Genomic DNA, 25,300 nt, shown 5'->3' on the forward strand with positions numbered 1-25,300 from the left:
CTTGCTGGCTGACACTATGTCAATGACGGGCGCCAGCCTGTATAATGCCGCTGCGCGTGTCGCCATCGTACAATGGATAGTACAAGGTCCTCCTAAGACTTAAATGCAGGTTCGATTCCTGCTGGCGACACCACATTCCACGCAACGCGCGTCGGCAGCCTGTGATCATCCAGGCGGTATTACCGGTCGATGGCGATTGAAGTCCGAGTTATCGGTACAATGCGTGCTTCATTCATCCAATCGGCGGCTGTTTTGCATACCCAGCGGTGTGCAGGGGACGGCGCCCGAGCACTCTTACTCATTATGGCTGTCATTTCTCTTTCATCGGCGCAACTTGCGTTCGGTCACGTCGCGCTGCTCGATCACGCGGAATTTTCACTCGAAACGTCGGAACGGGTCGGTTTGATCGGCCGCAACGGCACGGGCAAATCCTCCTTGCTGAAGGTCATTTCCGGCAAGTTCAAGCTCGACGACGGCTTGCTGGTCATGCAACAGGGCATCAAGATCGCCTACGTGGAGCAGGAGCCGCAATTCGACCCGGACATGTCCGTGTTCGATGCCGTCGCGTCCGGCATGGGCGAATCGCAGGCGTGGCTGAAGGAATACGACGCGCTGACGGGCCAGTTTGGCCAGGGCAATGACGACGAACTGATGGAACGCATGCACGACATCCAGGTCAAGCTGGATGCGGCCGATGCGTGGAGCTTGCCGAACAAGGTGGAAACCGTACTCGACCGTTTGAACCTGACGGGCGACATGGCCATGAAAACCCTGTCGGGCGGGATGCAGAAGCGCGTGGCGCTGGCGCGCGCGCTCGTCTCGGCGCCGGACGTGCTGCTGCTCGATGAGCCGACCAACCATCTGGACTTCAGCTCCATCCTGTGGCTGGAAGGTCTGTTGCGCGATTTCAAGGGCAGCGTGCTGTTCATTACCCATGACCGCTCCTTCCTCGACAACGTTGCCACGCGCATCATCGAACTGGACCGCGGCCGCCTGCTGTCGTATCCGGGCAACTTCACGGCGTACCAAGTGCGCAAGGCCGAGCAGCTGGAAATCGAGGAAGTGGAAAACGCCAAGTTCGACAAGTTCCTGGCGCAGGAAGAAGTGTGGATACGCAAGGGCGTCAAGGCCCGCCGCGTGCGCGACGAAGGCCGCGTGCGCCGCCTGGAAGCGCTGCGCCTGACGCGCAATGCGCGCCGCGAGCAGCAGGGACAAGTGAAACTGGACGTGTCGGCCGGCGAACGCTCGGGCAAGATCGTGGCGGATCTGGAAAACGTCTCGAAAATCTATGGCGACAAGGTCATCGTCAAGGATTTCAGCGCCACCATCTTGCGCGGCGACAAGGTTGGCCTGATCGGTGCCAACGGTGCCGGCAAGACCACCCTGCTGAAGATGATCCTCGGCGAAGAGCAGTCGGACACGGGCACCATCCGCCTGGGTACCAAGCTGCAAGTGGCGTATTTCGACCAGATGCGCACGCAGCTGAACGAAGAGGCGAACCTGATGGAAACCATCGCGCCGGGCAGCGACTGGGTCGAGATCAATGGCCAGCGCCGCCACGTGATGACCTACCTGAACGATTTCCTGTTCGCGCCGGAACGCGCCCGTTCGCCCGTCAAGTCCCTGTCCGGTGGCGAGCGCAACCGTCTGCTGCTGGCGCGCCTGTTCGCCAAGCCGGCCAACGTGCTGGTGCTCGACGAGCCGACCAATGACCTGGATATCGATACCCTGGAACTGCTGGAAGAGTTGCTGGAAGAATACACGGGCACCGTCTTCCTCGTCAGCCATGACCGCACCTTCCTCGACAACGTCGTCACGCAGGTGATCGTCGCCGAAGGCGAGGGCAAGTGGCGCGAATTCGTCGGCGGCTACACGGACTGGGAGCGCGTGCGCACCTTGCCGATCGCCACGGCGCCGGCCAGCAAGCCGGCCGTCAAGGCCGAGCCGGCGGCGCCTGTTGCCAAGCAGAAAAAGCTCAGCTACAAGGAACAGCGCGAGCTGGAAGAGTTGCCAAAGCTGATCGCCAAGCTGGAAGACGAGCAGTCCGTGCTGGCCGCCGAGCTGTCGCATCCCGACTTCTACAAGAAGACGCCGGCCGAAGGCAAGCGCCTGAACGCCCGCGTGGCCGAGATCGAAGGCGAACTGCTCGAAGCGCTGGAAAAGTGGGAGCAGATCGAGGCGCGCGCCAACGGCTGATGGTTTTCCCCCTCTCCTGTTGTAATTAAGTTAGGATTACTTGCCACGGCAACGGTTCAGCTTGATATAATTATATAATTATATTTTTTACATCGGGGGATGCATGTTTGTTATCAAAAACACGCGCTCCGGGCCAACGCGTCCGGCGCGCCGGCCTGGCCCGGGCGCGCGGTACGATGTTTGACCGCGCCGCCTTGCCCCGGGTAGCGCCATTCCTGGCCTACCTCTCCTTCATCTTTATCGCCGACATGCTCGGCCGGCTCGGCTTTGCCGCGCAGGACCTGCGCTGGCTGTACGCCGTCAAGATCGGTGTCGTGCTGGGCATGCTGCTGTACTGGCGCCGCAGCTACACGGAACTGGCCTGGACGCCGCTGGGCGCGCGTGCCATCGCCGTGGCGCTGGCGACGGGGATTGTTGTTTTTCTGTTGTGGATTAATCTCAGCGCTGACTGGATGACGATCGGCAGCGCCGACGGCTTCGACCCGCGCAACGACGGCCGCATCGAGTGGAGCCTGGTGCTGCTGCGCATCGCCGGCGCGGCCCTCGTGGTGCCCGTGATGGAGGAACTGTTCTGGCGTTCCTTCCTGCTGCGCTGGATCGATGCCCCTGATTTCCTCGCTTTCCAGCCACGCCTGGCCAGCGCCAAGGCGCTGATTATCAGCGTCGTGCTGTTTGGTTTTGAGCACAACTTGTGGCTGGCCGGCATCGTAGCCGGTGCCGCCTACAGCCTGCTGTACATGCGCAGCCAGTCGCTGTGGTCGCCCATCCTGGCGCATGGTGTCACGAATGGCGTGCTGGGCCTCTGGATTGTTTCCGGCGGACACTGGACTTACTGGTAATATTGCCAATCAACTGTTGCTCTCTCAAAAGACGATATCCCATGTTGAAATCCCCGCCAAAAAGTCAGCCTGGCCACCTGCATCCGCCCTGCAGGATGGCGCCCCTGTCCGCGCTGCGCGCCGCCTGCGTGCTCATGGCCGGCAGCCTGGCATGCGCGCCGGCCATGGCAGCGCTGAGCGACACCATTTTCCCGTTTCTGGCGACGTCGTATTCGTATGACGACAATCTGTTGCGCCTCGACGACAACGTGCCCGGCTATAACGGCCCCCGTTCCGACACGTCGCGCCAGATACAGGCAGGTTTCCTCGTCAACCGGCCGTTCGGGCGCCAGATCCTGACCGGCCAGGCGAAGTGGTCGCGCGTGTCGTTCCAGCACTTTGACCAGTTCAACTACAACGGCAAGGATTTCCTGGCCGACCTGGAGTGGCATCTCGGCAATCATCTTGACGGCCACGCGGGCGCCCTGTATTCGCAAACCCTGACGCCGTTCAGCGATTTCCAGAGCACGGAACGCAACTTGCGCACGCGCCAGCGCGAGTACGTGGATGGCGGCTGGCGCTTCCATCCGAGCTGGCGCGTGCGCGGCGCTTACAGCCGGGAACGCTATTCGTATGACCTGCTGGCGCAGCGCTATGCCGACCGGCAGGAAAACGCGACGGAACTGGGGCTCGATTACTTGCCTGCAAGTAGTAGCCGCATCGGTATCCAGTTGCGGCATGTCCAGGGCAGTTATCCGAACCGCGTCAACAGCGGCCAGTTCGGCGTCGATGACGGTTACACCCAGGATGAGGTGAAGGCGAATGTCTACTGGGTCTACAGTGCGATTACCCAGGTGCAGCTGCTGGGCGGATGGGTGCGGCGCAGCCATGCCTTTTATACGGGGCGCGACTCGAGCGGCGCCAATGGCCGCATCGTGGTGAACTGGGCGCCGCTGGGCAAGGTGCGGTTTACCGGTTCCTTATGGCATGAGTATGGCGTGGTGGAAAATGCGCTCGTATCGAGCAGCCTGAACAATGGCGCCAGTGTCGCCGCTGCCTGGGATATCACCTCCAAGGTGCGCATGGATGCCCAGGTGCGGCGCGAGAAGCGCGACTTCTCGGCGGCCAGCGGCCTCGTCTTTCCAGTCGATGTCAGCGATACGACGCGCACCGAGTCCCTGGGCCTGACCTATGCGCCGCAGCCCAATATCCAGCTGGGCTTGAACGCCTTCCGCGACACGCGCAAGGGCGCACCCATTATCAATACAGGCAGCTACCGCGCCAAGGGCGTGTCCTTTAGCGCCAGCGTTCAGTTCTGAAGAGCATTATGACGGTCAATGATATACCCCTGATTTCGTTTTTCCAGCGCATCCTCGATCCCTTGATCATCATGGGCACGCTGTATCTGCTCTCCGTGCTGTCCGGCGCGCCGTTTACGGGATATTCGCTGGTGTTGATGATCCTGGCGTTTTTCATTTCCTCGTCCGTGTTCCAGTATGTGGACCCCTACCGCACCTGGCGCAGCGGCCGGATGCTGGCCTACGCCCGCGATGTCTTCGTCAGCTGGGGCATCACGGCGCTGATCCTCGTCTTCCTGGGCTCGGCGACGGGACTGGCGTTCCATTTTGACCGTGATCTGGTGCTGGCCTGGTTCCTGCTGACGCCCTTCATCCTGCTGCTCAGCCATCTTGCCGCACGGCGCATGGTGGCCGACCCCGGCCGGGACAGCGAAGTGCGCTCCGTCGTCATCATCGGCGCCAATGCTGCCAGCCTGAAATTTGCCGCCACCGTGGAACGCAACCCGAATCTGTTCATGAGCGTGCGCGGCTTCTTCGACGACCGCACGGACGACCGCTGGCCGGAAAAGATGCGCGAACCCATGCTGGGCAAAATGGCCGACATCGCGGCCTATGTGCGCGAACACAATATCAAGATGATATTCATCAGCCAGCCCATTTCGGCCCAGCCGCGCATCCGCAAGATGCTCGATGAATTGCAGGATACGACGGCATCCGTGTACTTCCTGCCGGACATTTACATCTTCGACCTGATGCAGGCGCGTTTCGACAATGTGGGCGGCATGCCCGTCATCGCCATCCGCGAATCGCCGTTCACGGGCTTTAACAGCATGGTCAAGCGGGGCAGCGATATCGTGCTGGGCCTGCTGATCCAGATCATGCTGTTGCCCGTCATGCTGGTGATCGCCATCGCCGTCAAGATGACTTCGAAGGGGCCCGTGATTTTCCGCCAGCGCCGCTACGGCCTGTATGGCGAGGAAATCATCGTGTACAAATTCCGTTCCATGACGGTCAGCGAGGATGGCGACAAGGTGGTGCAGGCCACCAAGGATGACCAGCGCGTGACGCGCATCGGCGGCTTCCTGCGCCGCAGTTCGCTCGACGAGTTGCCGCAGTTCATCAACGTGCTGCAGGGGCGCATGAGCATCGTGGGACCGCGCCCCCACGCCGTGGCGCATAACGAGCAGTACCGCAAGCTGATCAAGGGCTACATGCTGCGCCACAAGGTCAAGCCGGGCATTACGGGCTGGGCCCAGGTGAACGGCTTGCGCGGCGAGACGGAAACGCTCGACAAGATGGAGGCGCGTATCCATTTCGACCTCGATTACCTGCGCAACTGGTCGCTGTGGCTGGACTTGTGGATCATCTTGCGCACCGTCAAGGTGGTGCTCAAGCGCGACAATGCGCATTGACCGCGGGCGTCGTGGCTGCGCCGGCAACAGCGGACTTGAATATTTTTTGCAGTGAATTAATAAGCGTTAAAATGACGCAATCATGCGAGGTATCAACGGTCCGGCTTCCGATGCCGGCTGAACAATGATGCGACGAGCCCTGAAACCAGATGAGCTACCTCCTGCGGCATGGCATGCACGCCTTCCGGGCACGCGCGCCCGGCGGCTGGCGCGATGCTTGCCCCCGCCGGGGCATGGTCCGGCTGGCAGGGCAGGCGAGCGCCTTGCAGGACATGATGACACCAGAGGTCCGGCCCCATCCCCGCCGCTCTGCCGGAACGCTGTGCGCCCTGAATGTTGTGCAGTGTGAAGGCAGGACGCGCCTTCACTTAAAATGTTGCAACTTAAAAACTATTTTTTGAAGTGCCCTTGCAGCATCAGTGTTTCTGTCGAAACAGTTGTTTTTAAGACCTCTTAATAGTTTTTTAAGCAAATAGTTTCCTAGCAAGCTAGTACAATGTGTATCATATTTATAATATTGACAATGATGTGGCCCGCAGCCCATAATTTCAATCGAAATCTGTGTTTTTTGACAATATCTTGTTGTTAAGTGCGTTATCATCAAGATCACAAAAATATCGGCAGATTTCCTTACATGAATCGAAGGAGTTATTTTGAACCAACCGCAAATCGCCCGTTTGTCCTCGAGCAAGCCAGCCCTGAATTCGCGCCTGCTGTGCGCTGGCCTGGTCTTGCTGGCCGCTGCAGGATTGTCTGCCTGCGGCAATAAAGAAAAGAAGCCCGGCCAGGCGCTGGCGAGCGTGAATGGGGAAGAAATTACCGTTCTGCAACTGAATGAAGAAATGCAGCGCGCCAACGTGCAGGCGCCGCAGCAGGAAGCGGCCAGCAAGCAGTTGCTGGAATCGCTGATCGACCGCCAGCTGCTGCAGAACGAGGCCGCCAAGGACAAGACGGACCGCGATCCCAAAGTGGTGCAGGCGATCGAACGGGCCAAGGCGCTGATCGTCGCGCAAGCCTACATGCAGAAGCGTATCGGCACCATTGCCCGTCCTACCAAGCAGGAAGTGGAAGAGTACTTCCACAAGAATCCGCAGTTTTTCAGCGAGCGCAAGCAGTTTGACATGCGCGAACTGGTGATCGCCAGCGCCGACATGAACGACCAGCTGAAGGCGGCCATGGACAGCGCCAAGACGCTCGACGACGTGGCGGCCTGGCTCGACACGCACAAGGTCAAGTATGCCCGCACCCAGCTGTCGCGCACCAGCGCCGACCTGGCGCCCGAGCTGAGCGCGAAGTTGCTGTCCATGCCGAAGGGGCAGCTGTTCATCATCCGCGAGGGCGACCGTACCCTGCTCATTTCCCTGGCCGACATCCGCGACAATCCCGTGACCCTGGCGCAGGCCGCGCCGCAGATTGAACAGTTCCTGTTCAACAAGAAAAACAAGGATGCCGCCGACGCCGAGCTGAAGCGCCTGCGCGCTGCCGCCAAGATCGAATACCTGGGCAAGGATGCCGCCCCGGCTGCCGCGTCGGCAGCGGCCAGTGGCGCGGCGCCGGCGCCGGTGCCAGCGCCGGCCGCTCCGCCTGCGGCTGCACAGAGTTCGTCGGAAGCAAATGATCGTGGCGTTGCTGGCTTGAAGTAAGTCGCAGCATTTTAAGTAAGTAATTCATCAATGGAATAAGCGAATCATGAAACGACTTCTGATGTGGTGCATGGCCACCCTGTTGCTGCTGAGCGCCGGTATCGCCGGCGCTGCCGATGTCCAGCTGGGCGCCGGCGACGTGCTGAAAATTTCCGTCTATGGCAATCCCGACCTGGCGCTCGAGACGCGCGTCAGCGAAGCGGGCGAGATCACCTTCCCCCTGGTGGGCAACGTGGCCCTGGGCGGCCTGTCCGTGTCGGCGGCGGAGAAAAAACTGGGCGGCCTGCTGGAAAGCGGCGGTTTCCTGCGCAAGGCGCAGGTCAACATCATCGTGACCCAGCTGCAAAGCCAGCAGGTATCCGTGCTGGGCCAGGTCAACCGTCCTGGACGCTATCCCATCGAAGGCAAGCGCAGCCTGATGGACATGCTGGCGATGGCTGGCGGCGTCAGCCCGGATGGCGGCGACACGGTCAGCCTGATCCGCAAGCGCAACGGCAAGACGACGCGTGAAATCATCGACATCATCGACATGGTGCGCTCGGCCGACCTGAACCGCGACCTGGACGTGGCCGGCAACGACGTGATCTTTGTCGAACGCGCGCCGCGCTTTTATATCTACGGCGAAGTGCAGCGCCCGGGTGCTTTCCGCCTCGAGCGTTCCATGACGGTGCTGCAGGCGCTGTCCGTCGGTGGCGGCCTGACGCCGCGCGGCACGGAACGGGGCATCCGCATCAAGCGCCGCGACGAGGCCGGCAAGCTGCAGGTCATCAACGCCAAGCATGATGATCTGTTGCAAGTCGACGATATGGTGTACGTGCAGGAAAGCCTGTTTTAAGCCAGTGTCCGTATCTTTCCGGCGCAAGCCGGATGTTTTTCATTCTGTGTTGAGGTTTCCCCATGAATTTGTCACAGCTCCTACTGATCCTGCGTGCGCACAAGAAATTGATCTTGATCACACTGCTGGTTACTGTCCTCGGCACGCTGTCGATCAGTTTGCTATTGCCTAAAACATACAAGGCGACAAGTTCGTTGCTCTTGAACTACAAAGGCGTCGATCCCCTGACGGGCCTGGCCATGCCGGGCCAGCTGTTGCCCGGTTTCATGGCGACGCAGATCGACATCATCAGCAGCAAGAATGTTGCCCTGCGCGTCGTCGACCATCTGAAGCTGGCCGAAAGCCCGGCCGTCATCGCGCAATTCAACGAGGCGACGGAAGGCAAGGGCGGCACCGTGCGCGACTGGCTGGCCGACCTGCTGCTGAAAAAGGTGGAGATCGTCCCGTCGCGCGAAAGCAGCGTGGTCGACATCAGCTTCAAGGGCAGCGATCCGCAATTCGTGGCGGCCGTGGCGAATGCCTTTGCTGACGAATATCAAAAAACCAGCATCCAGCTGAAGGTCGATCCGATGCGCCGCGTGTCGACGTATTTCAGCGAACAGACCAAGTTGCTTCGCGATAACCTGGAAGTGGCGCAAAGCAAGCTGTCCAAGTATCAGCAGGACAACGGCATCGTCAGCGTCGACAACCGCCTCGACGTCGAGTCGAACCGCCTGAACGACTTGTCGGCACAGCTGGTCATGGCCCAGGGACAGTCGATGGAAGCGTCGTCGCGCCAGCGCATGGCGCAGGGCAGCGATGGCCTGGCGTCGCCGGACGTGTCGTCCAATCCGCTGATCCAGAACCTGAAGATAGGCCTGGGCAATGCCGAAGGCAAACTGGCGGAAATCGCCCAGCGTCTGGGCCGCAACCATCCCCAGTACGAGAGCGCCAAGGCGGAAGTGGACAAGCTGCGCGCCGACCTGCGTGAACAGCTGGCCAATACGTCCAGCAGCGTCGGCAACAATGCGCAGATCATGCAGCAGCGCGAAGCGGCAGTGCGCGCCGCCCTGCAGGCGCAAAAGGCCAAGGTGCTGGAACTGAACCGTACCCGCGACGAGATGGGCGTGCTGATGAAGGATGTCGAAAGCGCCCAGCGCGCCTTCGACGTGACGTCGCAGCGCCTGTCGCAGACGCGCATCGAGGGCCAGGCCGAGCAGTCGGACATTTCCGTGCTCAATCCGGCCGTCCCGCCGATCGAGCCATCCGGTCCCCGCGTGCTGCTCAATACCCTGCTGTCGATTTTCCTCGGCACCTTGCTGGGCGTGGGCCTGGCCATCGTGATCGAGATGCTGTATCGCCGCGTGCGTTCGGAAGCTGACCTGCAAGAAACGCTGCAGATTCCCGTCTTCGGCGCCATCGACTGGAACGCCAGCAAGTCGCCGCGCAAAAAAGGTGGGTTGAACGGCATCCTGCCGCGCCGCCTGCGCTTACGTTAAACATGGATAAGATGATGAACCAAGCCGCGCTCCCCATTTCGATGAACTCCGTGCCACGTACCGGCGACTCCAGCATTGGCGGTCTGCTGCTCGAGTCGGGCAAGATCACGCCCGAAAACGCCGAGCGCGTGCTGCGCATGCAAAAAGAACTCGGCATCCGCTTCGGCGAAGCGGCCCTGCGCCTGGGCCTGATCACGGAAGCGGACATCCAGCAAGTGCTGGCGCGCCAGTTCGACTACCCTTACCTGCAAAAGGGCGAGGGCAAGTATTCGGAACTGCTGGTGGCCGCCTACGAGCCGTTCAGCCCGCAAGTGGAAACGCTGCGTGCGATCCGCAGCCAGCTCATGCTGCGCTGGTTTGCCCGCGGGCACAAGGCACTGGTGGTGCTGGGCGGCGCGTCGGGCGAGGGCGCCAGCCTGTTTGCCGCCAACCTGGCCGTCGTGTTTTCGCAGCTGGGCGAGCGTACTCTGCTGGTCGACGCCAACCTGCGCAATCCCCGCCAGCATGAAATTTTCGACGTGCAGACGCGCCAGGGCCTGTCCGACGTGCTCGCCGGGCGCGCCCAGCTCGATGCCATCACCAAGGTCGAGTCCTTCGTCGACCTGTCCGTGCTGGGGGCCGGCACCTTGCCGCCGAATCCGCAGGAGCTGCTCAGCCGTAGCTCCTTTGCCAACCTGAACACGGAACTCGAGTCGCTGTTCGATATCGTCATCTATGACGTGGCCGCGTATGCGCTCGGTTCCGATGCCATGGCCATCGCGGCGCGCGCCGGCGGCGTGCTGATCGTGGCCCGCAAGAACCAGTCCCTGTTGAGCGACATCAACGCCATGGCCGAGCAGATCGTGCAGAGCGGCGCCAAGGTGGTCGGTTCCGTGATGGTAGATTTCTAAAATGACGACGCAAGCCAAACGCTGGTCGGGCCTGAACTTGCAGCAATGCAAGGAATATTTGCCGGAATGGCTGCCGCTGGCCGTCGGCCTGCTGGCCATGTACATTCCGTCGTTCGCCGGCCTGTTTGGCGGCATCTGGGCGACGGAAGAGCAGGCGCATGGCCCCATCATCCTGTTCCTGTCGCTGTGGTTGATCTGGCGCAACTGGCCGGACATGCTGGAAAAAACCCGCGGCAGCGAACCCAGTGCGCTGGGCTGGGTCGTGCTGGCCATCGCCCTGGTGCTGTACGTGCTGGGCCGTTCGCAGCACATCATCGCCTTTGAAATCGGCTCCTTCATCTGGATGCTGGCCGCGGTGCTGCTGCTGAAGCGGGGCTTGCGCGCCCTGAAGGTGCTGTGGTTTCCCTTTTTCTTCATGCTGTTCATGGTGCCGTTGCCGGCCCAGCTCGTGATCATGCTGACGATGCCGATGAAGATGGCCGTGTCGTACGTGGTCGAGCACCTGCTGTTCTTTGCCGGCTACCCCATCGCCCGCACGGGCGTGATCCTGCAGATCGGCCAGTACCAGCTGATGGTGGCCGATGCGTGCGCCGGCCTGCAGACCCTGCTGTCGCTCGAGGCGCTGGGCCTGTTCTACCTGAATGTCGTGCGCCACACCTCGGCCTTGCGCAATATCGCCCTGGCCATCCTCATCATTCCCATCTCGTTCTCGGCCAACGTCGTGCGCGTCATCGTGCTGACCCTGATTACCTATTATTTCGGCGATGCGGCGGGGCAGGGCTTCCTGCACGGTTTTGCCGGCATGGTGCTGTTCATTACGGCATTGATCCTGATCCTGTCCGCCGACACCCTGTTGCAATGGATCGTTAAATTGCGCGCGCGCAAAGCCTCCGGGAGCCTGGCATGAAATCGATGACCCATTCCGTCAAGGTCAGCGTGCTGGCCGGCATCCTCATGGTGGCGTCGGCCGGTCTGGCCAAGCACCTGACGCCCAGCGTGAAGATCGCCGACAGCAAGAGCCAGTTCCAGCTGGCGGAAATCATCCCCGCCGCGTTTGGCGGCTGGACCATCGACACGAGCATCATTCCCCTGCAGGTCGATCCGGAAACGCAGGCGCGCCTGGACAAGATCTACAACCAGACGCTGTCGCGCACGTATATCGATCCGCAGGGAAACCGCGTCATGCTGTCGATCGCCTACGGTGGCGACCAGAGCAGCAACATGGCCGTCCACCTGCCGGAAGTGTGCTACGGCGCGCAAGGCTTCGAGGTGCAGAAGTCGGGCCGCGGCGAGATCCGCACCGATTACGGTAACTTGCCGGTGAAGCACCTGTATGCCATCAACGGTCCGCGCCAGGAGCCGATTACCTACTGGATTACCGTCGGCGACAAGGCGCTCACGCCGGGCCTGGACCAGCGCATGCAGGAATTGCGCTATGGCTTGAGCGGGGCGATTCCCGACGCCATGCTGGTGCGCGTGTCGACCATCGACAGCGATACCGGTGCCGCCTACGCAGTGCAGGAAGATTTTGTGCGCGCCATGCTGGCGGGCATGAAGCCGCAGGACCGCGCGCGCATCATCGGCAACTTCCCTGGCTGAGCGCCGCGCTCCCGGGCGCTGCCGGACGGTGCGGGGGCATGATATTTTGTCGATAGGAATGACCATTAACTCTCTGTTGCGGCGCCAGTGCGCCTTCACCCGCCCCGTGTCGCGCCATGTCCGCCAGCGCTGACGTCAAGACGCGCGCCGTCAGCGCCGTCAAATGGGCCGCGCTGGGCACGGTGACGCGTTTCGTGTTGCAGATGGGCGTGCAGATCGTGCTGGCGCGCTTGCTGGGGCCGGAAATCTACGGCCTGTTCGCCATGGGCTTGCTGGTCATGACACTGAGCACCTTTCTTGCCGATTTCGGTTTCGCCTGGGGCCTGGTGCAGAACCAGCAGCTGCACGACGACGACATCCGCTTTGCCTTCACGTGGCAGTGCCTGTCCGGCGCGGCCGCCATGCTGGGCCTGTACCTGCTGGCGCCGTGGATCGCCGCCTACTTCAAGGAGCCGCGCCTGGTATCGATCGTCAGCTGGCTGAGCCTGACGTGCCTGCTGAGTGCGATGACGGCGCCCAGCAGCAACCTGCTGCGCCGCCAGCTCAATTTCCGCTGGCTCAATATCGCGCAGATCCTCAGCTACGTGCTCGGCTACCTGTGCGTGGGCGTGCCGCTGGCCCTGCTCGGCGCGGGCGTCTGGACCCTCGTCAGCGCCTGGCTGGTGCAGGCCCTGAGTCTGCTGCTACTGACGTATTGCCGCCATCCGCATACGCTGCGTCCGCTGCTCTGGTACCCGGGCGCGCGGCGCTCGACGAACACGGGCGGCACCGTCTTCATCACCAATCTGAGCAACTGGTTCCTGAATAACCTGGACCGGGTGTTCCTGGGACGCATCCTCAACGCCCACGCCGTCGGCGTGTATGCGGTGGGCTATAACCTGGCCAACACGCCCAACTCGCTGTTCCTCAGCGCCCTGCAGCCCGCCTTCCTGGCCGCCGGCGCGCGCCTGCAGGACGACATGGCGGGCCTGCGGCAGGCCTACCTGTCCGTTATCGCCGCCACCTGGATCGTCATCGGTCCCGTCTTCGTGGTGCTGGCCGTGCTGGCCGGCGACCTGATCGCCACCCTGTATGGCGATGTCTGGCATGCATCGAGCCGCGTGCTGGCCGTGCTGGCGCTGGGCATGCCCGCCTACGTGACGTGGGGCATGTCGACACCCATCCTGTGGAACACGGGCGGCAAGCACCTGGAAGCGCTGCTGCAGATGCCGCTGATCGTGCTGGCGTGCATTGCACTTTGGCAATTTTCTAGCCTGGGCGTGGTGGCGGTGGCTGCCATCGCCTCCGGCACCCTGCTGGCGCGCGCCCTGGTGATCGGCGTGGCGGCCTGCCGGCGCCTGCAGCTGGGGCCGGCGGACCTGTGGCCCAGCGCGTGGCGTGCCGCCGTGATGCTGCTGCTGGCGGCAGCGGGCGCCCATGGCGGTTCGCTGCTGGGCCATGCGGCCGGACGGGGGCCGCTGCCGGCCTTGCTGCTCGGCTCGCTCGGTGGCGGCGGCCTGCCCCTGCTGGCGGGTCTGCTTCAGCCACAACTGCTGGGACGGCGTATCGTCGACCTGCTGGGACGTTTCAGTCCGCCGGTGCCGGCACGGGTCGGTGTTTATCTTCGTAATAAATGTTCAGTATGATGAGATTGATATGATTGAATTTATCGTCGGCTTGGTGGTGTTGATCGCCGCAATCGTGGTCGTGGCGGGCATGGCGCTGAGTGCTCACTGGGGGCACAAGCGCGAACTGGGGTTGATGCAGTATATTTCCTATCCCATTTTCCTGACGTATGCGCTGACGATCTTCCTGTCGGGCCGCGACCTGGCTTTTCCCGAAGATGTCCTGGCCATCGTCGTCAGCAAGAGCACGCTCGTCTCCTGGCTGGGCCGGCTGAGCTCGATGTTTCTCATTTTTTCGTGCGGCGAGCGCATTCTGCGCTACGTGCTCAATGCCGGCAGCGAGCACAAGCGCATGCCCGGCATGCTGCTGTTTGCCTTCTGGGTCTTTTACGTCAGCAATACCCTGATCCCGGCCCTGTTCGGCCAGTATGCGTATTTCTCCCATGAATTCCTGTATGCGCTGCTGGCTTGCCAGGCCGCCCTGATGGCCAACAGCAAGGCGGACGTGGATGCCATGACGGTCGTGCTGCGCAACGCGCTGCTGGGACTGCTTGTTGCCAGTGCCGCCTGCATCGCCTGGAAGCATGGCCTGGTGCTGAGCACCAACTACCATGGCCTGGTGCCCGGCCTGAAGCTGCGCTATGCGGGGCTGACCAGCCACGCCAACAGCCTGGGACCGTTGTGCGTGCTGTTCATGCTGTGCCTGTGGTACCGGCCTTTCAAGAATCGCTGGCTGGTGCGCCTCGGCTGGGTCCTGGGGGGCGTCAGCCTGGTGCTGACCCAGTCGAAGACCAGCTGGATCGCGTTCCTCCTGTCGGTGCTGGTGCTGGCCTGGTATAGCCGGCGTGATGAAATCAATGCCCGTATTCAGGATTTCCGGCGTCCCCACCTGCCCGTGCTGCTGGTGTTGATGCTGATGTTTGGCGGCGCCATGCTCTGCCTGCTATTCATGTTTGGCAGCGGCAGCGACAAGATCGCACGCTTTTTCACGACCCGCGACGGCGCGGAGCTGATGACATTCATGGGGCGTGACCAGATCTGGCAGATCGCCGTGGAAGAGTGGCGCAAGCATCCCGTGTTCGGCTACGGCCTGAACATCTTTGACGAGGCTTTCCGCAACAGTATCGGCATGCCCTTCGCCACGCATGCGCACAGCCAGTTTTTCCAGAGCCTGTCGAGCGCCGGCAGCGTGGGGGCGTTCGGCCTGATTTTCTACACCCTGGTGCTGGCTTATTTCGTCGGCAAGACCGTCAGGGCCAGCCAGGGCCTGTCCCTGGCGCTGTTTATCCTGCTCATCTGCAAATCGATCAGCGAAGTGCCGCTGTCGCTGGCCAGCATGAGTCCTGACCTGCCGATCCATATGCTGCAGCTGGCCGTGCTGGCCCGCTATTACGTGCCGGTGGCGCAGCAACGCGCGGAGAAGGCCCTGGCGCGCCGCCATATGTTGGAAGGAAACCTGTCCTGATGTTGTGCTCTGTCATTATTCCGCTCTACAACAAGGAGCACTATATCGCCGCGGCCATCGCCTCGGTGATGGCGCAAAGCCACCAGGAATTCGAAATCGTCGTCGTCGACGACGGCTCGCGCGACGGCGGTGCCGCCCTGGTGGAAGCCATGCCCGATCCGCGCATCCGCCTGCTGCGGCAAGCCAATGGCGGCGTGTCGCGCGCGCGCAATGCGGGGATCGCCGCGGCGCGCGGGGAGCTGGTTTGTTTCCTCGACGCCGATGACTGGTATGGCAAGGATTTTCTTAAAGCAATGGTTTCCATCTACCAAAAGTATCCGGAAGATAGCTTTTTTTCTACTTCTTTCCTGTGCATGCATGACCCGTCGGACGGGCGTCTCGACGAGGCCGCCGATGCGGATTTTGAGCCGATCGCCAACTTTTATGCCTATCGGGCGGCGCACGGGGTGTTTTACTGCACCAACTCGATCGCCGTGCCGCGCCGCCACCTGATGGCCATGCCGTATTGTTTTCCCGAGGGCGACCAGTTCGGCGAGGACCAGGATCTGTGGTTCCGGCTAGCCGAGCGCCTGCAACTGGTGTTTACGCCCGCGCGGCTGGTGGCGTATCGCTCGGACGTGGCCGGCAGCCTGTGTACCGTGTATAACCTGCGCACCTTGCCGCAGGTGTTTTCCAGGCTGGAACAGCGTGCCTCCAGGCTGCCTGCCGCCGATCCGTCGCGCCATCCCGCCCTGAGCATTGTGGCCGATGCGCGCATCAAGGTGGCGCGCTATGCCTTGCAGGATGGGCGCCGCGGCGAAGCGCTGGGGGAGTTGCGCAGGGCATTGCGTGGCGGCATGTCGATGCGCTGGCTGGTGACCTTTGTCATGTGTACCGTTGGCAACGCTTCCTTGCTCAAACGGTGGGAAATGTGGCGTGAATTGAAGAGGGACAACTAAATTCCTAGTAACCGAAAGTACTTTCGGTATAATGAGTCCTGCGCTGATGTTGTCACAGGGAATTGCCATCTGCGAACCTTGTCCCTCCACGCGCGCCGCTCCGTCTCAAGGGAAGGCGATTATGCAAACAATGAAACTGCCTCCCGGAAAAGATGTCACCCTATTCTCATGGAGGCTACAAGCATGAAAGCCGCTAAACGTACTTTGCTGTGCAGTGCCGCCTGGCTGCTGTTCCCTTATAGCCACTATGCGCACGCCGACTGGGCCCAGTCGACGGACGCGCTGGTGGTGAAGGCGATGCCGACGAACCGCCAGTTGCAGGTGCAGAATCCGCCGACCTTCACCTGGGCGCCGTACTCGACCACCACCGCCTCCTACACCCTCGAGATTCGCAGCGGCACTACCGTGATCCGTACCTACACCAGTACGCGCAACTGGTATTTGCCCAGTGAGGCCTTGCCGGTCGGCAGCTACACGTGGCGCGTCCGCCCGACCAGCAGCGCGGCCTGGTCCGATGACCGCGCCTTCGAGATCGCGGACAGCTCCAAGCAATTCGTGCTGCCGCAAAATGAAATCCTGCGCGCCAATATCCTGAAGCGTCCCCGTCCCCGCGGCCTGCCAGCCAGCCTGCCGGCGGCGAGCGCCTGGAGCGCGGCCATGAAGGCGGAGCGGGGCGCCGCCCTGCAGGGCATGAGCAATGAAGTGGTCTTGCAGACGACCAACGTGGCATTGCCGTCCGATGCCAGCTGGCCCCTGGTTGCCAGCAGCGTCATGACGGCTGCCTTTGCGGCGCAGATGACGTCGATTCGCACGTCGATAGTCCTGAACAGCCGGCAACTGGAGGCAGCGGCCCTGATGTTCCGCCTGACGGGCGAGCAGCGCTTCCTGACCGAGGCATTGCGGCGCGGTGATGCGCTGACGGCGCTCGATCCGAATGGCCCGACGAGCTATGTGAACCAGGCGCAAGGCAGCCGTTCCATTTCCCTGGCACTGAGCAAGGCACTGGACAGCCTCGGGGCCAACCTCGACGCGACGCGGCGCGCTGCCTGGATGGCGATGGTCAAGACGCGCACGGCCGTGATTTATCAGGAATTGCTCACTAGCAATGGTGGTATCGAACAAAAGCCCTACGATGCCTTTACGGCCACGAATATCGGCTTTCTCGCCGCCATTTCCGCCCTGAGCCTGGGGGAGATTCCGGAAGCGACCACGTGGTTCGACTTTTCCGTGCGCTTCTTCTCCGGTTCGCTGATGGTCTGGAGCGGTCCGGAAGGGGGCTTCTCGGAAGGCACGGCATACGCGGAGTTTGCTGCGGACAATGCGCTGCAGATATGGCAGCCCCTGCTGCAGGCCAGCGGCATCGATTTGTTTGCCAAGCCGTGGTCGGCAGGGCTGGCGCGTTTCTTCATGGAATTTGTTCCCCCCGGCGCCAAAACGCATATGTTCGGCGATGCCCAGGAGATCGAGCCCGTATATCGCTTGCTGAAAGCTTATGTCTCGCGGTTTGCCACGCCGGAAGCGGCCTGGTACGTCAAGAATATCAGCTCGAACGAGGACATGCTGACCCTGCTCCAGGCGCCATACCCCATGCCTGTCTCGACCGTGACGGAAACGCCGCGCCCGCCCGCCAATGGCGTCCTGTTCCCGAGTATCGGCTGGAGCGCGATGCACAGCAACCTCGCCGATCTGAAGCGCACGTCCGTGTATTTCAAGTCGACGCCGTATGGCTCGTTTTCGCATAGCCATGGCAACCAGAATTCCTTCGTGGTGATGAGCGCCAACGTGCCATTGCTGATCGAGACGGGCTGGTATGACTGGTTCGGTTCGCCCATGCACACGACCTGGTACCGCCAATCGAAGTCGGCCAACACGATCACGGTGGATGGCGGCGTCGGCCAGATGGTGGACGGCTACCGCGAGACGCTGGTGCGCAACGGCGCCATTACCGCCTTTTCGACGACACCGCCCGTGGACTACGTGGAAGGCAATGCGACGGCGGCCTATGGCGGTGCCCTGAGCTCGGCCGTCCGGCAATTGTGGTACTTGCGCGACAGCGACGCCATCGTCGTGCGCGACAAGCTCGCCGCGCCTATCCTGCGCACCTTTGAATGGAATTTCCATGCTGCGGCGCCCATCCTCGTCGATGGCAGCGGCAATATTTCCATCGTCAACCAGGGCCGTTCCGTGTGCATCACGCCGGTTGCCGATACGGGCGTGCGCTTTGAACGCCGGACGGGGCCGCCACCGAAGCCCGGCAGCTACGAAGACCACGGCGCCCTGGTGCGCACGGCCAAGGCGGCCAGCGCCGAATTCCTCGTGTTGCTCGACGTGGGGTGCAAAAACCTGCCGGTGAGTATCACGCCGACGGCGACGGGCCGGCAATTGACGGTCGGCACGCAAAAAATCACGATCGCCAATTAAGCGGGGCCGCATCGCGGACAGGCCGTTTGCCAGCCAGGCAAGCGGCTTTTTTTATGCCCCTGCGCCTGCACGTGCAGGCGGGAAAGTGAGATTCGCATGGTATTATTGCAATAAATACATGATATTGCGTAGAGGTTAATTTGATGAGTACACCGGACGCTGCAACACAGGACCATGGTCCGACGTTGCGTCTTTTGCAATTGGTGCCCGAGGCCTTGCCCACATTCCGCGTCGACGTCACCACGCTGTTCGGCGATTATCTGCCACGCCACGGCATCGTGTGCGACCTGGTCGGCAAGCCGGTGGCGGGCGCCTTGCCGGACCGCGGGGATGGCGCCGGCTTCGCGCGCGTGCGCACCAGCAGCGGGCAGGGCGGACGGCTGCGGCGCGAGGCGGCTTTTTTACGCACCTGTTTCCAGGCCTTGTGCGCGGCGCGGCGCGCCGACTGCGACGTCGTCCAGGTGCGCGACATGGTATCGATCGGCCTGCTTGCGCTCGTCATTGCCCGCCTGAAAGGCATTCCCTTTGTCTTCTGGGTATCGTTCCTGATGTGCGAGGCGCGCATCGCGCGGGCGCGTGCGCAGCTGGCTGCGCATGGCGGCTTGCGCAACCGCTTGATCTTGCTCAAGGGATTGCTGGAAGAGCGCCTGCTGTACCGTGTCGTGCTGCCGGGTGCGCAGCATGTCTTCGTGCAGAGCGAGGCGATGCTGCAGATGATGCTGGAGAAAGGCATTCCCAGGGCGCGCCTGAGCGCCGTGCCCATGGGCGTCGATACGCAGGCGCTGGCGGCCGCGCCGGTGCAGGCGGAACGCCCGCAGGGCTGGCAGGACGGGCCGTTGATCGCCTATCTGGGCACGCTCGATCCCAGCCGCCAGATCGAACGCATGGTCGAGGCGCTGGCCATCGTGCGCGGCAGCCATCCGGATGCGCGCCTGCTGCTGATCGGCAGCGCCGGCTCGCCCGCCGAGACGCAGGCGCTGCAGGCGCACGTGGCCGCATCCGGCCTGGACGACGCCGTGCGCATCACGGGCTGGCTGCCTTCACGGCAAGCCTGGGCCTTGCTGGCAAGCGCCGACGTGGCGGTGTCCTATTTTCCCCGTGGCATGATCCATGACACCTGTTCGCCCACCAAATTGTTGGAGTATCTGGCGCTGGGCATGCCCGTGGTAGCCAATGACAATCCGGACCAGGTGCGCGTGCTGGAAGAGTGCGGTGCGGGCTGGCTGGTTGGCAGCTCGACGCAGGCCATGGCCGAGGGATTGCTGGGCGTGCTGGCCGACCCGCCGGCGGCGCGTGCCCGGGCGGCCGGCGGACCTGCCTATATCGAGGCCGGGCGCAGCTACCGCGTCATCGCGGCCGCTGTCGCGGCACAGTACCGCCGCCTGCTGCAGCGCTAGCGCCTCAGGCCGCGGGCCGGCGTATCACGAAGCGGTGCTTGCCGTTCGCTTGCGCCACGAACGGGGCGTTGTAGACAAAGTCCAGCCGCTCGAATGCCAGCGAGGCGCAGATGCGGCGGCGGTATTCCTCGTCCGGCATCCGGCTTGCATCGTGCGTGCCGTGGAGGTTGATTTCCAGGCGCTGCTCGTCGAACACCACCTGGAAGGCGTGGATGTGCTGGTCTTCGCGGAACAGGTGGGTGAAAAACTCGGAGTGGACGGCTGCGCCGTGCGGGTCGACCACCATGTCATTTTGCCGCCCGCCCACCTCGTCGATCAGCGGCAGGCTGCGGCCGCAGGCGCATAGCCGGCCCGACATGCGCACCAGGTCGCCCGTGTCGCAGCGGGGCAGGAACATCGCGCGGTTCGCCATGTCGGTCGAGATCAGCCTTCCGTCAGGCAACACTTCCGCGTGGCTGCGCGATGCAATCAGGTGAAAGCCATTGCGGTGTTCGCACTCGAAGGCGGAAACGCCTGCCTCGTTGCAGCCATACTGGCTGAAGCAGGGGATGCCGAAGGCCGCCTCGATGTCGGCCCGCATCGCCGGCGTCAGCACTTCCGCCGTGCACACGATGCCGCGCAGCGCGTGCGGCCGGCGCGTGCCGGATGCCAGCCGGTGGCGGGCCAGCCGGTGGACGGCGGAAGCATAGCCGTACAGCAGGCGGAAGCCGCCCTGTCCCAGGACCGCGTCATACTCATCCATGCGCTGCGGCGACATGTCGAAGGCGGACAGGACGCTGACATTGAGCAGCCGGTAATAGATGCGCTGCTTGTAGCCGGTGCCAAACAGGGAAGACCCTGCCAGAAACGCCACCTTGTCGCCCAGCCGGTAGCCCGCCGCTTCCCAGGCGAGGAAAATGCCGGCCCACAGATACGATTGCGCTTCATTGCCCGTGTAGTAAACCAGCGGCTCTCCCGTGGAGCCGCCCGTCTTCTTGCGGATGACCTTGCCCTTGTAGAGGGGATTGATCAGCTGCTCGCGGTGGGTATTGATGAAACGCTTGTCCAGCACCGGCAGCGCATCGAAATGGCTGACGTCGCGAAACAGGGGCAATGCATGGTGCATTGCATCAAAGTAGTCATCGAGCTGGCGGCGCTGCCTTGCCTGCATGCTCGCCGGGTCCTCGTATTGCCAGCGGCGCAGCGATTTGAGCAGGCTGACCGAATCGGTGCCGCGGGCCAGGTCGATTAATTTGTAGCGCAACGCTAAGGTCATTCTGTGTACTCTCTATTCTCGCGCTGGACAGAATGGAACGCCATCATGGACAGCTCGCCGGCGTGCCGCCGCGCAGGATTGCTTGCAGGCACGCCTAGTGCAACGGGGTGATTATTCATAATACAATATTTTTCGGATTGCCGTATTCATTCAGCCGCTTCCGCTCAAGTAGGGAGCGAGGTGCGGCCCGATTGAAAAAGTTAATTTTAAAGAAGTATTATTGTTGTACAATAGTTACTCTTTATGAGCACAAGAATAACAATTTTGCGGTGTTGCAAAATGTATCGGATAAATCCGGGAAGAATGTGCAAGAATGGGAAAAATGCAATGGTTTTAAGTGCGACGATATGCCAGGCAAAGCTGTGTCCGCGTCCTGTGGCATGCACTGCCACCTGTGGTGCCGTGGCCTGACATGATGCTGGATAGAAAAGTGAGGGCTGGATGAAGGCTGCATGCAAGGTACTGATGATGGGCACCCATCCGGATGGCAAGGGGGGCATTGCGACCGTCGTGGCTGTGTTGCAAGAGCAAGGATTTTTTGAGCGCAATCAAGTGCGCTATATCGCCACGCATGCTCAGGTGGGTGCGCTGCGCAAGCTGGTCACGGCCATGGGCGCCATGGCAACGGTGGGCTGGATCTGCCTTGTCCAGCGTCCTGCCATCGTGCACGTGCACTCGGCGTCGGGCTCCAGCTTTTACCGGAAATCATTGATCTTGCTCATGGCAAGATTGTTTGGCCGAAAGACTATTTTTCATTTGCATGGTGCCGAATTCCGTCAGTTTGCCTACGACAAATCCGGGCCGCTTGGTCGCTGGTGGATACGGCGCACGCTGGCCGGCAGTTCCGTCGTGGTGGCGTTGTCGGAAAGCTGGAGCGGCTTTTTGCACGCATTGTCGCCGACGGCGCACTTGCGCGTGGTATTCAATTCGGTGTCCTTGCCGGTACTGCCGCAGCCGCTGCGGGAAGAGGCGGGGCGTATCCTGTTCCTGGGCCGGGCCGAAAAGCGCAAGGGCATCTTCGTCTTGCTGGAGGCAATGGCTTTGCTGAAGCAGGACTTTCCTGAAATCATGCTGGTGGTCGGCGGCGACGGTAATCTCGACGCCGTCGCGCGCGCGGTGGAGCGGCTGCAGCTCGGCGCGCACGTCAGCATCATGGGCTGGATAAGCGCGGCCGAGCGCAACGAGCAACTGGCCCGCGCGGCGATCTTTACCCTGCCGTCGCATGACGAAGGCTTGCCCATGTCGATGCTCGAGGCGATGGCCGCGGCCAAGGCGGTGGTGGTGACGCCCGTGGGCGGCATTCCCGAGGCCGTCGAGGACCAGGTCAATGGCTTGCTCGTCGCGCCTGGCGATGCTGCCGCGCTGGCAGCGGCATTTCGCACTCTGTTGACGGATGTCGCGCTGCGCCGCCGCATCGGCGAGCGCGCGCGCGCCACCGTCGCCGCGCGTTTCAGTACCGAGGTGGTGATGGAGCAACTGGCCGGCCTCTACCGCGAGCTGGAAGGGCCGGCGCTGCCATGAGCCTGGTAATGAGGGGGCCGCTCGCGGCACGGTAGTACTGCTGCCGGGAAAGCCGTGTGCTTGCCTGGCCAAGATTGAATTTTTTTCGAAGGTTTTGTTATGACAACTATCGCAGTGATTGGCCTGGGCTACGTCGGCCTGCCCCTGGTCGTGGAATTTGGCAAGCTGGGGCGTACTATCGGCTTTGATATTTCCGTCGAGAAAGTTCAAGCTTGCCAGCGCGGCACGGATCCCTCGCGCGAATTGAGCGACCAGCAGATGGCCGCGGCCGTGCACGCCGAGTATTCGTCCGAGCCGCAGATCCTGGCCGAGGCCGATATCATCATTGTTGCCGTGCCGACGCCCGTCGACCAGGCGCACAATCCCGATTTTTCGCCCCTAATCGGCGCCAGCCGCACGGTGGGGCAATACCTGAAGCAGGGCGCGACCGTCGTCTACGAGTCGACCGTCTACCCGGGCGCCACCGAGGAAGTGTGCATTCCCGTGCTGGAAGAGGTTTCCGGCCTGAAGTGGCAGCAGGATTTCTATGTCGGCTACTCCCCCGAGCGCATCAACCCGGGCGACCGCAAGCACATGCTGACGAACGTCGTCAAGGTCGTTTCGGGCGACACGCCGCAGACGCTCGAGCGCGTGGCCGCCATGTATGAAACCATCGTCGAGCCGGGCGTGCACCGCTGTTCCAGCATCAAGGCGGCGGAAGCGTGCAAGGTGATCGAAAACACCCAGCGCGACCTGAACATCGCGCTGATGAACGAGCTGGCCATCATTTTCGACAAGATCGGTATCGATACGTCGGAAGTGCTGAAGGCGGCCGGCACCAAGTGGAACTTCCTGAAGTTCTCGCCCGGGCTGGTGGGCGGTCACTGCATCGGCGTCGACCCCTATTATCTGACGCACAAGGCCGAAATGCTGGGCTACCACCCGCAGGTGATCCTGGCCGGGCGCCGCATCAACGACGGCATGGGCAAGTACATCGCCGAACAGACCATCAAGAACATGATCGCCTCGGGCAGCTACATCAAGGGCGCCCGCGTCAACGTCCTGGGCCTGACGTTCAAGGAAAACTGCGCGGACTTGCGCAATTCGAAGGTGGGCGACGTCATCCGTGAACTGAAGACCTACGGCGTGGAAGTGTTCGTGCACGACCCGTACGCCGAGCAGGAAGAGGCGATGCATGAATACGGCGTGCGCCTGTTCAGCTGGGAAGAGCTGCCGCGCGCCGATGCCATCGTGGCGGCCGTTTCGCATCAGCAACTGCTCGACTTGCCGGTGGAAGAACTGCAGCGCAAGCTGATCAAGGGCGGCTGCTTCATCGACGTCAAGGCCTGCTTCGACCAGCTGGCGCTGGAAGAGGCCGGCATCAAGGTCTGGCGCCTGTAAGGGCCGGCGCCGCGCTGCTGCGCGACATCTTTTTTTATCGTTGCAAGGGTAATTCATGCGTATCTGGTTTGAACTGACCAACTCGCCGCACATCAATATGTTCGCGGCCATGATCCGCGAACTGGAACGCGACCACGAAGTGCTCATCACGTGCCGGCCGCTGGCCAACACGGTCGAGCTGCTGGACCTGCACGGCTTCCGATATACCGTGGTGGGCAAGCATTACGGCGGCAAGCTGTCGGCCAAGCTGTTCGGCTTTCCCGTGCGCGTCTACCAGCTGTGGCGCTTTCTTCGCGGCAAGAAGGTCGACGTGGCGATCGGCCAGAGTTCCTTCCATCTGCCCGTGGTGGCCCGGCTGATGGGCATCCGCTCCATCTACATGAACGACAACGAGCATGCCGTGGGCAATATTCCCGCGTTCCTGTTTGCCGACAGCATCATGGTGCCGGAATTCCTCGGCATGGAAAAGCTGAAGAAGCAATGGGCCAATCCGCGCAAGGTCCTGCATTATCCAGGCGTCAAGGAAGGGATTTATCTGTGGGAACTGGACCAGCGCCTGGGCGCCGGGGCGGCAAACCCGCGCGCGGGGCGGGCGCGGCCCGTCGTGTATATCCGCCCGGAACCGTGGACGGCCCAGTATTACAAGGGCAGCCGCAATTTCCTCGATGAGTTGCTGTTGGGTATGAAAGACCGTGTCGACATCGTCTTGTTGCCACGTGGGAAAGAGCAGGGCGTGCATTACCAGGACCCCAAGTTTGCCGGCGTGCGCGTCGTCACGACGGCGCTGGACATCGCCGACATCGCGCCCGATTGCGACCTGTTCATCGGCGCCGGCGGCACCATGACGCGCGAGATGGCGGTGCTGGGCATCCCCACCATTTCCGTCTACCAGGATGCCTTGCTCGATGTCGACCGCCACTTGCTGGAGGCGGGCGCCTTCGAGCACTGGCCGGACCTGGCGGCGGCGCAGGCGCTGGCCTACCTGGACAGCGCGACGCAGCAGCCGCCCAACCGCAGCCTGCTGGAAAAGGGCCGCGCCGCGTATGACCTGGTGAAGCGGCAACTCGTGGGCCGATAATATTTGATTAACAACATCCGGGCGATGGCGGCACAGGCCCCGTCGTCCCGGCAGCGCAAAAGGACAGGATAA

Annotated in this window: 19 protein-coding genes and 1 tRNA gene; 19 read left to right on the top strand and 1 reads right to left on the bottom strand. The window is 62.2% G+C overall.

Going from position 1 to position 25,300, the window contains the following annotated elements; translation table 11 throughout:
• Nucleotides 1–58 precede the first annotated feature (58 nt).
• From EBS11_RS20945 to EBS11_RS21020, 16 genes are all read left to right on the top strand, one after another.
• Nucleotides 59–133, top strand: a tRNA-Arg gene (locus tag EBS11_RS20945).
• 170 nt (nt 134–303) lie between these two features.
• A complete protein-coding gene (locus EBS11_RS20950; protein WP_290606020.1) occupies nt 304–2,196 on the top strand; it encodes an ATP-binding cassette domain-containing protein in 1,893 nt (630 codons plus the stop codon).
• A gap of 176 nt (nt 2,197–2,372) precedes the next feature.
• On the top strand, nt 2,373–3,035 hold the full coding sequence (locus tag EBS11_RS20955; RefSeq protein ID WP_290606022.1) for a CAAX prenyl protease-related protein: 663 nt from the start codon (nt 2,373–2,375) through the stop codon (nt 3,033–3,035).
• A 41-nt stretch (nt 3,036–3,076) separates the two neighbouring features.
• A complete protein-coding gene (gene epsL / locus EBS11_RS20960) occupies nt 3,077–4,333 on the top strand; it encodes an XrtB/PEP-CTERM-associated polysaccharide biosynthesis outer membrane protein EpsL (RefSeq protein WP_290606024.1) in 1,257 nt (418 codons plus the stop codon).
• 8 nt (nt 4,334–4,341) lie between these two features.
• On the top strand, nt 4,342–5,724 hold the full coding sequence (locus EBS11_RS20965; protein WP_290606026.1) for an undecaprenyl-phosphate glucose phosphotransferase: 1,383 nt from the start codon (nt 4,342–4,344) through the stop codon (nt 5,722–5,724).
• Nucleotides 5,725–6,377: 653 nt separating this feature from the next.
• Complete coding sequence (locus EBS11_RS20970; RefSeq protein ID WP_290606028.1) at nt 6,378–7,367, top strand: EpsD family peptidyl-prolyl cis-trans isomerase; 990 nt, start codon at nt 6,378–6,380, stop codon at nt 7,365–7,367.
• 46 nt (nt 7,368–7,413) lie between these two features.
• Nucleotides 7,414–8,202: a polysaccharide export protein EpsE gene (gene epsE, locus EBS11_RS20975; RefSeq protein ID WP_290606030.1), complete on the top strand. Its 789-nt coding sequence runs from the start codon at nt 7,414–7,416 to the stop codon at nt 8,200–8,202.
• 62 nt (nt 8,203–8,264) lie between these two features.
• Entirely contained in the window at nt 8,265–9,680 is a 1,416-nt protein-coding gene (gene epsF, locus EBS11_RS20980; RefSeq protein ID WP_290606032.1) for a chain length determinant protein EpsF, read from the top strand.
• A gap of 14 nt (nt 9,681–9,694) precedes the next feature.
• Complete coding sequence (gene epsG, locus EBS11_RS20985) at nt 9,695–10,570, top strand: chain length determinant protein tyrosine kinase EpsG (RefSeq protein WP_290606069.1); 876 nt, start codon at nt 9,695–9,697, stop codon at nt 10,568–10,570.
• 1 nt (nt 10,571) lies between these two features.
• The gene (gene xrtB, locus EBS11_RS20990) at nt 10,572–11,477 is read left to right on the top strand and encodes an exosortase B (RefSeq protein ID WP_290606034.1); all 906 of its coding nucleotides are present in this window, start codon (nt 10,572–10,574) and stop codon (nt 11,475–11,477) included.
• Nucleotides 11,474–12,169 carry an exosortase-associated protein EpsI, B-type gene (gene epsI, locus EBS11_RS20995; RefSeq protein WP_290606036.1) on the top strand — a complete coding sequence of 232 codons (696 nt, stop codon included), beginning with the start codon at nt 11,474–11,476 and terminating at the stop codon, nt 12,167–12,169. Before xrtB ends, epsI begins: the two co-directional genes overlap by 4 nt.
• Nucleotides 12,170–12,285: 116 nt before the next feature.
• Entirely contained in the window at nt 12,286–13,794 is a 1,509-nt protein-coding gene (locus EBS11_RS21000) for a lipopolysaccharide biosynthesis protein (protein ID WP_290606038.1), read from the top strand.
• 10 nt (nt 13,795–13,804) lie between these two features.
• Nucleotides 13,805–15,238 carry an O-antigen ligase family protein gene (locus EBS11_RS21005; protein ID WP_290606040.1) on the top strand — a complete coding sequence of 478 codons (1,434 nt, stop codon included), beginning with the start codon at nt 13,805–13,807 and terminating at the stop codon, nt 15,236–15,238.
• On the top strand, nt 15,238–16,176 hold the full coding sequence (locus EBS11_RS21010; RefSeq protein WP_290606041.1) for a glycosyltransferase family A protein: 939 nt from the start codon (nt 15,238–15,240) through the stop codon (nt 16,174–16,176). Before EBS11_RS21005 ends, EBS11_RS21010 begins: the two co-directional genes overlap by 1 nt.
• Nucleotides 16,177–16,359: 183 nt before the next feature.
• Nucleotides 16,360–18,597 (top strand): heparinase II/III family protein, encoded by a 2,238-nt coding sequence (locus EBS11_RS21015; RefSeq protein WP_290606042.1) that lies wholly within the window; start codon nt 16,360–16,362, stop codon nt 18,595–18,597.
• Nucleotides 18,598–18,812: 215 nt separating this feature from the next.
• Nucleotides 18,813–19,994 (top strand): glycosyltransferase, encoded by a 1,182-nt coding sequence (locus tag EBS11_RS21020; RefSeq protein WP_290606043.1) that lies wholly within the window; start codon nt 18,813–18,815, stop codon nt 19,992–19,994.
• Nucleotides 19,995–19,998: 4 nt separating this feature from the next.
• Here the strand turns inward: EBS11_RS21020 and EBS11_RS21025 are convergent, their stop codons facing one another.
• A complete protein-coding gene (locus tag EBS11_RS21025; RefSeq protein ID WP_290606045.1) occupies nt 19,999–21,249 on the bottom strand; it encodes a hypothetical protein in 1,251 nt (416 codons plus the stop codon).
• 465 nt (nt 21,250–21,714) lie between these two features.
• Between EBS11_RS21025 and EBS11_RS21030 the strand changes: the two genes are divergently transcribed.
• The 3 genes from EBS11_RS21030 to EBS11_RS21040 all read left to right on the top strand — a co-directional run bounded on the left by EBS11_RS21030 (nt 21,715) and on the right by EBS11_RS21040 (nt 25,228).
• Nucleotides 21,715–22,770, top strand: a complete 1,056-nt coding sequence (locus tag EBS11_RS21030; protein WP_290606047.1) for a glycosyltransferase family 4 protein — start codon at nt 21,715–21,717, stop codon at nt 22,768–22,770.
• 99 nt (nt 22,771–22,869) lie between these two features.
• Nucleotides 22,870–24,150: a nucleotide sugar dehydrogenase gene (locus tag EBS11_RS21035; RefSeq protein WP_290606049.1), complete on the top strand. Its 1,281-nt coding sequence runs from the start codon at nt 22,870–22,872 to the stop codon at nt 24,148–24,150.
• A gap of 55 nt (nt 24,151–24,205) precedes the next feature.
• Entirely contained in the window at nt 24,206–25,228 is a 1,023-nt protein-coding gene (locus EBS11_RS21040) for a DUF354 domain-containing protein (protein ID WP_290606051.1), read from the top strand.
• Nucleotides 25,229–25,300 lie beyond the last annotated feature (72 nt).

It is taken from the genome of Janthinobacterium sp. (assembly GCF_009923995.1).
In the GTDB taxonomy this organism is placed as follows: Bacteria; Pseudomonadota; Gammaproteobacteria; order Burkholderiales; family Burkholderiaceae_D; genus Janthinobacterium.

What these genes read in the sequence shown, in the direction of transcription:
- epsL (WP_290606024.1), top strand. Translation starts at nt 3,077, where the DNA reads ATGTTGAAATCCCCGCCAAAAAGTCAGCCTGGCCACCTGCATCCGCCC.
- EBS11_RS21015 (WP_290606042.1), top strand. Translation starts at nt 16,360, where the DNA reads ATGAAAGCCGCTAAACGTACTTTGCTGTGCAGTGCCGCCTGGCTGCTG.
- xrtB (WP_290606034.1), top strand. Translation starts at nt 10,572, where the DNA reads ATGACGACGCAAGCCAAACGCTGGTCGGGCCTGAACTTGCAGCAATGC.
- epsI (WP_290606036.1), top strand. Translation starts at nt 11,474, where the DNA reads ATGAAATCGATGACCCATTCCGTCAAGGTCAGCGTGCTGGCCGGCATC.
- EBS11_RS21005 (WP_290606040.1), top strand. Translation starts at nt 13,805, where the DNA reads ATGATTGAATTTATCGTCGGCTTGGTGGTGTTGATCGCCGCAATCGTG.
- EBS11_RS20965 (WP_290606026.1), top strand. Translation starts at nt 4,342, where the DNA reads ATGACGGTCAATGATATACCCCTGATTTCGTTTTTCCAGCGCATCCTC.
- EBS11_RS21025 (WP_290606045.1), bottom strand. Translation starts at nt 21,249, where the DNA reads ATGACCTTAGCGTTGCGCTACAAATTAATCGACCTGGCCCGCGGCACC.
- EBS11_RS21035 (WP_290606049.1), top strand. Translation starts at nt 22,870, where the DNA reads ATGACAACTATCGCAGTGATTGGCCTGGGCTACGTCGGCCTGCCCCTG.
- epsF (WP_290606032.1), top strand. Translation starts at nt 8,265, where the DNA reads ATGAATTTGTCACAGCTCCTACTGATCCTGCGTGCGCACAAGAAATTG.
- epsG (WP_290606069.1), top strand. Translation starts at nt 9,695, where the DNA reads ATGAACCAAGCCGCGCTCCCCATTTCGATGAACTCCGTGCCACGTACC.
- EBS11_RS21010 (WP_290606041.1), top strand. Translation starts at nt 15,238, where the DNA reads ATGTTGTGCTCTGTCATTATTCCGCTCTACAACAAGGAGCACTATATC.
- EBS11_RS21040 (WP_290606051.1), top strand. Translation starts at nt 24,206, where the DNA reads ATGCGTATCTGGTTTGAACTGACCAACTCGCCGCACATCAATATGTTC.
- EBS11_RS21000 (WP_290606038.1), top strand. Translation starts at nt 12,286, where the DNA reads ATGTCCGCCAGCGCTGACGTCAAGACGCGCGCCGTCAGCGCCGTCAAA.
- epsE (WP_290606030.1), top strand. Translation starts at nt 7,414, where the DNA reads ATGAAACGACTTCTGATGTGGTGCATGGCCACCCTGTTGCTGCTGAGC.
- EBS11_RS20950 (WP_290606020.1), top strand. Translation starts at nt 304, where the DNA reads ATGGCTGTCATTTCTCTTTCATCGGCGCAACTTGCGTTCGGTCACGTC.
- EBS11_RS21030 (WP_290606047.1), top strand. Translation starts at nt 21,715, where the DNA reads ATGATGGGCACCCATCCGGATGGCAAGGGGGGCATTGCGACCGTCGTG.
- EBS11_RS20955 (WP_290606022.1), top strand. Translation starts at nt 2,373, where the DNA reads ATGTTTGACCGCGCCGCCTTGCCCCGGGTAGCGCCATTCCTGGCCTAC.